Source organism: Psychrobacter sp. NPDC078929 (genome assembly GCF_050267985.1).
Classification (GTDB): domain Bacteria; phylum Pseudomonadota; class Gammaproteobacteria; order Pseudomonadales; family Moraxellaceae; genus Psychrobacter.
The window spans coordinates 1-6,803 of sequence record NZ_JBNNFX010000039.1 but is presented as its reverse complement, the minus strand read 5'-3'; the positions used below and the strand labels follow the sequence as shown (position 1 = coordinate 6,803).

The 6,803-nt window shown below is 42.4% G+C and carries 7 protein-coding genes, 1 rRNA gene and 1 pseudogene; 7 read left to right on the top strand and 2 right to left on the bottom strand.

The window, feature by feature from the left end:
• From rrf to ACQKCG_RS13535, 7 genes are all read left to right on the top strand, one after another.
• Nucleotides 1-89 (top strand): 5S ribosomal RNA (rrf, locus tag ACQKCG_RS13565); the annotation flags it as partial.
• A gap of 431 nt (nt 90-520) precedes the next feature.
• Nucleotides 521-868 (top strand): hypothetical protein, encoded by a 348-nt coding sequence (locus tag ACQKCG_RS13560; RefSeq protein WP_101204393.1) that lies wholly within the window; start codon nt 521-523, stop codon nt 866-868.
• A gap of 381 nt (nt 869-1,249) precedes the next feature.
• Nucleotides 1,250-2,308, top strand: a complete 1,059-nt coding sequence (locus ACQKCG_RS13555) for a TRAP transporter substrate-binding protein (protein WP_101204394.1) — start codon at nt 1,250-1,252, stop codon at nt 2,306-2,308.
• An 18-nt stretch (nt 2,309-2,326) separates the two neighbouring features.
• Nucleotides 2,327-2,854 (top strand): TRAP transporter small permease, encoded by a 528-nt coding sequence (locus ACQKCG_RS13550; RefSeq protein WP_057761870.1) that lies wholly within the window; start codon nt 2,327-2,329, stop codon nt 2,852-2,854.
• Nucleotides 2,851-4,140, top strand: coding sequence for a TRAP transporter large permease (locus ACQKCG_RS13545; protein WP_101204395.1), 1,290 nt, complete (start codon nt 2,851-2,853; stop codon nt 4,138-4,140). The genes ACQKCG_RS13550 and ACQKCG_RS13545 overlap by 4 nt, the downstream gene beginning before the upstream one ends.
• Before the next feature lie 234 nt (nt 4,141-4,374).
• Nucleotides 4,375-5,427, top strand: a complete 1,053-nt coding sequence (locus ACQKCG_RS13540) for a 5'-nucleotidase (protein WP_101204396.1) — start codon at nt 4,375-4,377, stop codon at nt 5,425-5,427.
• 40 nt (nt 5,428-5,467) lie between these two features.
• Nucleotides 5,468-6,073 (top strand): rhomboid family intramembrane serine protease, encoded by a 606-nt coding sequence (locus ACQKCG_RS13535; RefSeq protein ID WP_101204397.1) that lies wholly within the window; start codon nt 5,468-5,470, stop codon nt 6,071-6,073.
• A gap of 57 nt (nt 6,074-6,130) precedes the next feature.
• Here ACQKCG_RS13535 and ACQKCG_RS13530 read toward each other — a convergent pair whose 3' ends face one another.
• Nucleotides 6,131-6,679, bottom strand: coding sequence for a hypothetical protein (locus ACQKCG_RS13530; RefSeq protein ID WP_101204398.1), 549 nt, complete (start codon nt 6,677-6,679; stop codon nt 6,131-6,133).
• A 41-nt stretch (nt 6,680-6,720) separates the two neighbouring features.
• Nucleotides 6,721-6,803: pseudogene (locus ACQKCG_RS13525) on the bottom strand (IS5/IS1182 family transposase); the annotation flags it as partial.

Genomic DNA, 6,803 nt, shown 5'->3' with positions numbered 1-6,803 from the left:
CACCTGATCCCTTCCCGAACTCAGAAGTGAAACATCGTAGCGCCAATGGTAGTGTGGTTCGCCCATGTGAGAGTAGGTCATCGTCAGCTCTCTATTCTGAAATATCCCCCGACATTAGCTTGTCGGGGGATTTTCTTTGTGTCTATCTTTTATTCCTAATGATCTACGCAGAAAATCCTATTTAAAGGTGAGCAAGGAGTAACGACTGTCTGGGAGACAGTCGTCCGTAGCGCAAGACGGAAGGCTATGCCGGTAGATAGCTCTTGCGTTGCCTAGCAAAGCAATGTTTTGCCTTAACGGTGCTCTTCTCGTTCGTCAGCTCTCTATCCTTGAAAAGCTCCTTGATACTGACGTATCAAGGGGCTTTTCTTTGTGCGCGGTTTGGTAATAAAGCTTAGTGCAAGAAAGTTTAGTGCTAGATGTTTCGGTCAAAACGCAAACCTTCCTACGAATCAGCTTGATATGATATTATTTATTCACTTCTAGAATCTACAATCTCTCATTTATTTTGGAGCACATTATGGGCGTTTCACTCTACTATACTGCTGAACGTTCTACTCTCTTGACTCAACAGGAGCAAGAAAAGGTTGCGTCAATAGTTAATGAATATAATGACAAATTCGAGCATGCAGATGATGCAGAGACTTTTGATCTTTATGCATATGATGATAGTGAGTCAGAGGTAATACTAGCAGGAGCTACAAAGCTACCTTCTAGTATGGATTCAGAAGATCTTATGTATACCTTAGAGCATTGGCTACAGTGTCTAACCGAGATTCGCCTTGTGGTAACTGATGCAGAATGGCATGTACATCTAGATAATAACGATGTTGTGTGGGTAGATGATAAGTGGCAGATGGAAGAATAGCGCTTCATCACTATTATTATTTATATAACTGTCTAGAGCAGCTTATATAAATCTATATGATATTTACACAATAAAGCTCTCAACTGGATAACAGGCTGAGAGCTTTTTTATGAAGAATTATTTTAATCTGCTCAATTTTTACTATTATTTATGCAGAAAATTCAAGTATCAGAGATATATCTATAATATGAATATATCCTCTATAATCTGCTCAAAATGATTTGACTTCTATCATTATAGCTGATAATTTTAAACAGTACTTTTATTACAGGTATGTAAAAAATATATCTACACCTTGTAGCCAATTTAATCTAGGATGAATCAAATTGTCTGCTCGTAATACCTTACTCCTATTCTCATAATTATCAAAAGGAATTGATAATGAAGTTAGCTCCTCTTTTTTCAATTGGTGCTTTAGCCGCTATTAGTCTTCTTGGCTGTTCTAACCAATCTGCTGATACGACTGATGGCTCATCAGCGACTTCTCAAGAAACTACCGTGCTACGGTTTTCGCATTTTTGGCCAGCAACCTCATCTATCAGTAAAGAAGTTTTTGAGCCTTGGGCAAAACAGATAGAAACAGATTCTGACGGCCGCCTAAAGGTTGAGCTGTATCCATCGGCGGGCCTTGCTAAAGCAGACGTTACTTATGAATCTGCTGCCAAAGGTACGATCGATATCGGTTCACAAGCGCATGGTTATACCAATGGTCGCTTTCCTTTGACTCAGATTACAGAGCTTCCAGGTTTATCAAATTCAGCAACTCAAATGGGCTGTATGCTACAGACCCTATATGATGATGGTACTTTGGCGAGTGAGTATGAAGATACTCATTTACTGTTTATGTATGGTGGGGGACCTGGTGCACTTCATACAACGGATAAGTTAATTCGTACGCCTGCAGATATGAAAGGTATGCGTATTCGCCGTCCTTCAGCTGTGGCAGGTGATATCATCGAAAGTGCAGGCGCTTCACCAGTAGGTCTACCTGCAAACGATATGTATACCTCTCTACAGCGCGGTGTTGTTGATGGTTTAAGCTTCCCGTGGGAGGCGGTAACAGCATTTAAGATTGATGAGATTACCAAATATCATACCAATATTCCTTTCTATAGTTCAGCGCTTATGGTAACGATGAACAAGGATAAATACGACAATTTACCTGATGATTTAAAACAAGTTTTGGATAAAAACTCAGGAATGGCGTTGGCCAGTAAAGTTGGTGAAGTATTTGATAAGCATGACCAGATGGCAATTCAAGCTGCTAAAGATAAAGGTGATGAAATTGTCGACATTCCTGATCCGCTAAATGATCCAGATTGGAAAGGGCCACTTGAAAGAGGAACCCAAAAATATCTAAGTGATGTTAACGCTTTGGGTTTAGATGCTGATGGCGTCTATGATAAAGCAAAAGCTGCCAGTGCTGCCTGTAAGGTCTAACCTAATTGGAGGTGTCACATGGCATTTTTAGTCAAGCTCAGTGTTTTAATCTCTAGATTATGCCAGTTCATCGGTGGGGTGAGTCTCATTATCATCGTCCTAACCACCATGCTCGACGTCGTCGCACGCTACATATTCAAACTCACCGGCGGTGAGTTTGGTTTTACCGTCAAAGGCAGTGTAGAGATTGTCTCCTACTTCATGCTATTTGCATTACTCGCTGCCTTTGCCGCGTTTGTCGAACGCTCACAAATCATCGTCGACGTCTTCACCCAGAAAATGCCACAGTCTATCAAAGGCTACCTTATGGGTATCTTTATGATGGGCTTCTTTGTCATCGGCATCGTCTTCTCATGGGGACTCTACGAGAGCGCCATTGACGCCTTAGAGTATGGCAAAGTCACCCAAGACCTTCGCATATCTATGATGCCTATCTATATGGTTAGTGCATTCTTAAGCATCCTACTGGCCATTCGCTCATTGATCGAATCCATCAACATCTTTAAGACAGGCGAATTCTTTGACGCCGAGGAGACAGGCGCATGAGTCCAGAAATTATCGGTGCGATTGGCCTAGTTGTCATGATCCTGCTTGTCGTCTTACGAGTGCCTGTTGCACTTGCCATGTTAGGTGTGGGATTAGTCGGTTTCGGTGCGGTCACCGCGCCTAGTGGTGCTCTGCAAATGCTCAAAGATATTCCCGTTGATGTCTTAGCTAAATATGATTTTAGTGCCATTCCCTTATTTATCCTCATGGGCGTGTTTGCAACTCACTCCGGTATGGCAGGTAAACTCTTTGAAGCCACCCGAACCATATTTGGCGGGGTAAGGGGAAGTCTTGGTATTGCCGGTATTGGTTCATCTGGTATCTTTGCCTCTATCTCAGGCTCATCACTCGCCACTGCCTCTACCATGACCAAAGTGGCGCTACCGCAAATGGAGAAGTACGGTTATCAGCCAGGCTTTGCCTGCGGTATCTTAGCCGCTGGTGGTACGCTTGGTATTATGATTCCGCCCAGTATTGCTCTACTGGTCTATGCCATCTTAACCCAGCAGTCAGTAGGTGACATGTTCATCGCTGGGTTCCTACCCGGTATGCTCGGTATGGTGATGTACTCACTTACCGTCATGGTGATGGTACGCTGGAAACCGCATTTAGCAAAGCGCGGTGAGAAAACCACGTGGAAAGCCAAGCTACTGTCACTTACGGGTTTGATACCATTTAGCTTTATCTTTATTGTGATTATTGCTGGTATCTTCTTTGGGTTATTTACCCCAACAGAAGGAGCCGCAGTAGGAGCATTTGTCTCTTGGGCTTATGCCTTTGCTAAAGGCATGCGTCTAGATGGTCTTAAGCAGTCATTGATTGAGACACTAGCACTCTCTGCAGTGGTGTTCTTTATGCTATTAGGTGCAGAGGCATTGGGGTATTTTATCTCAGTCTCACGCTTGTCTTATACCTTGGCATCTTGGATCGGTGGGCTAGCGGTCAGTCCAATGATTGTGCTGATCTGTATTTTGTTCATGTACTTCCTATTAGGACTGTTCATGGACGCGTTAGCGATGCTGGTAATCACCATACCTGTAGTGTATCCCATCATTTTAGCGTTAGGATTTGATCCCGTATGGTTTGGCATCATTGCGGTATTGACGGTAGAGCTTGGTTTGATTACGCCGCCAATGGGGATGAATATCTTTGTGATTAAGGCAATGGCACCGCATATTAAGCTGAGTGATATGTTCCGCGGGGTGGCACCATTCATTGTCTCTGATGTGATTCGTTTGGTTATTTTGGTGATGTTCCCTGCCATCTCGCTTGTACTGCTCGGGTAAGCTGAACCTAAATCCTCATGTATAACGTTATTGTATGATGCCATATTGCTAATAAAGCAGTGTGGCTTTTTTATTGGCTGATATTTTGACTAAGAATTAAGAGAGGGCAGTTTTACAAAATCACAATATGCGGTGCTGCGTGTTGGTAACTTTTCTTAGTGTTATAAAGGCTTATGAATGTAGTAAACTGGTTTTCATTCGTTTTCCTATATAACTTTATAAGTAGAGATAGTCATGGCTGTCGATTTTAGTAATACGCTCATCGTCGCAATTTCTGCAACGGCACTTTTTGATTTGACTGAGTCAGAAAACTATTTGCTAGAGCTGCTAGAGCAACGACCTACAAGTGCTATAAAAGAATTTAGGGAGTACATGACCGAGCGTGAAAATGATCCCTTGAATATTGGTGCAGGTTATCCGCTAATTAAAGCGTTACTAAACCTAAATAAGTATTCTGATAATAGTGACGGACAAGATTCAGATATTGAAACACCATTGGTCGAAGTCGTTATCGTCTCAAAAAGTAGTCCAGATACAGGTATTCAGGTACTTAATGCAATTCTAGAACATGATATCAATATCTCCCGTTCTGCTTTTGTTTCAGGTAGCCCTGTTGCGCCTTATATCAAAGACTTTAATGTAGATCTGTTCTTGACCACTAATCGCGACGATGCTCAGCAAGTTGCGGATGCTAATATCTGTGCCTGTGCCATACTAGACGCGACGCCTGTGAATACTTATGAGCTGGATACTGAGCAGCTGCGCATTGCCTTTGATGGGGATGCGGTACTTTTTGATGATTCAGGTGAATTGCTATACAAACAAAAAGGGCTGCGAGCTTTTCATGATCGTGAAGTAAAAATGCGTGATTTGCCGATTGAAAAAGGCCCTTATGCTGAATTGTTGATTAAATTATCAAATCTGCAGGAGCGCCTACCTGCTGGTCTAAAATACTCACCAGTAAAAATTGCGCTAGTGACCGCGCGCAATGCACCAGCTGACTTGCGTGCTATCAAGACACTACGAGAGTGGGGCGTGAACGTTGATATGGCGTTTTTTTTGGGAGGACTAGAGAAAACAGCGGTACTTAGAACATTTGCGCCGCATATCTTCTTTGATGATTCCATCAAGCATATCGACGCAGCACGTCGCTTTATTCCTACGGCCTTGGTTCCTTATCATTCGACGTCATTATTACATGGTGACAACTATATCCCTACTGATGAGGACGCATCATTATTATCGTTCAAACCCGCTGTACACCCACTATTTGCTGTAAACCATTAAGTAGGTATAAAAAATCTAGGTAATAAGAATAGGATGGTATATGAATTGGCAGCAATTGCTTCACTTAATTGTCGTACGAATAAAGCAGGTCATCGGACTATATGCTTTTGTGCTTATACCGATGTGGGGCATGTTTTTTCTAAATGAAGTGGTCTTATTTGGACTGTGGAATATCTTTGGTATTGTACCGCGTGCTTTAGATGTAGGTAGTATGATAGGGGTGTTTGCTTCATGGACCATGCATGGCAATTTGTCGCATTTGACTGGCAATACAGTGACGCTATTACAGATTTTGTTTTTGTTTGGACTGTTTGAAAAGAATGCTTATCGCACGGTAATTAAACTGGTGGTCGCCTCAGGACTGGTTACTTGGGTTATCGGGTCGCCATCTTCTATCCATATCGGCGCATCAGGGCTTTGTTTTGCAATGTTAGGTTATATGATAGGCGGGGCTATATTTGCGCGGCGTTGGGGTTATCTGATTGCTTGTATTGTTATGGGGACTGGTTATTGGCTGACCATTAAGCAAGGATTGATGCCGCAACAAGGTATCTCATTTGCGGCACATTTTGGTGGCTTGTGCGCTGGGCTATTGCTAGGAGCTAATTCAAAGCATACTTATTCAGCCGCTTCTCAACGCTATTAAAAGCAACTGGATGTCAGCATTTAATCAACCAACATTATCATACTAAGCGTTATAGGATCAGACGATTTCATCAGTACAGATTTTGATAAATAAAGGATCGTCTGTAGTCAGCTCTCGCCACGCAGTGGTCTGTTTAACATGTTCATTCACCGTCAGTGTGTTACCTTTTTCTGGTATTACGTAGTCTGCACGCGCAGGAACACTGCAATCGATAACTTGTGGAACTTTCTCTACACTTCTTCGTCTTTCAAATAAATATAAATTGAATAAATATATATTTGGGTTGTCTACTTGCACACTAGCATTTCCAGTATCAGCAGCGATAAAACGTAATATTTGTGGTTTAGCATAAGACCATGGGCGGAACCATTCCTTGCTTTCTGCTGTTTTGACAACTTCTACGCCTTCTGGCAGATCTCGCACTTGTTGACCATACCAGCTGTATTCCTGGTTTATCTGGAATGCAAACATCCCAATAGCAGCAAATAAGGGAATCAGCCATTTAGGTGCACGTTTGCCTGCCAGTTTGCTGAGGTGAGTTATGATAAGTGCTAGTCCAGCCATACCAAATGCGGCAGCGATGGTAGCGATAAACTCAAAAAGCATAAAATATTCCTTAATGCGTTAGATGTGTCTAGGGCGTGTCTTCAATTCATCTTACAATGAACGATAGTACACGCCAGATAAAGCATTGACTTAAAATTACGCGCTAACTTCTCATAGCGAGTGG